Here is a 761-nt window from a genome sequence, read left to right as displayed (position 1 = left end):
GACCGCGGCCTCGAGGGCCGGGCAGGACTCGAGCAGCACCGCGCGCAGGCGGTTCTTGTCCCTGGTCGCGCAGGCCACGACGTGGTCGCGCTGGGAGGAGAGGGCGCGGGCGGCCTCGAGGGCCTCGCCGCGGCCCGGGACCCCCGACAGGGAGTCCGGCACGCCCAGGGCGGTCCGCGCGATCACCTCGGCGTCGCGCTCGTCGGTCTTGGCCTCGCCGGCGAACAGCCCGGCGGCGCGGCTGGCGGCGAGGCCGGGCAGGTAGGCGACCGCCAGCCCCGCGGCGCGGGCGCGCCGCACGGCGAGGGACCCTATGTTGCGGAACTGGTCGACGACGACGAGCGTGCCGGCGGGCGCGGAGGAGAACAGCGCGTCGAGAGCGCCCTCCCGGTTGCGGACGGGGGCGCTGGCCAGCACCTCCCCTCCGCGGGCGATCAGGCAGGCCCAGTGGGAGGACTTGCCGACGTCCAGGCCGAGCACGGCCGCGGGTCTGGTCGATGGCGCTTTCACGGTGGTATCCTTCCGGTAGTCGTTCGACCGGATGGCCTCCCCCTCGGCACTCACATTACCAGCCGCGGCGCCTGCCCGGCACTTTCCTATCAGCCGTCGGGGGCGGCGCGTCCCGCGCCGGCAGCACCCAACGGGCCCTCTCGGGGGCAGGGACGTTCGGCCGTGCGCGGGCGCCCGGTCGGCGGCCCGTTCTGGGCGCGCCTCAATCGTAGCCCGAGACGGGCCCGGGCTGACAATTTCGACTGTAATGG

Annotated in this window: 1 protein-coding gene; it reads right to left on the bottom strand. The window is 75.4% G+C overall.

Features of this window, described 5'->3' with window-relative positions:
- On the bottom strand, positions 1-510 hold a 510-nt coding region (locus DWV58_RS09770), incomplete at its 3' end, for a transposase (RefSeq protein WP_147345876.1).
- Positions 511-761: the final 251 nt, after the last annotated feature.

Source organism: Collinsella sp. AF11-11, from assembly GCF_003465485.1.
GTDB lineage: Bacteria > Actinomycetota > Coriobacteriia > Coriobacteriales > Coriobacteriaceae > Collinsella.
Note: the sequence above shows the minus strand (reverse complement) of the source record. Positions and strands in the feature narration are given on the sequence as shown.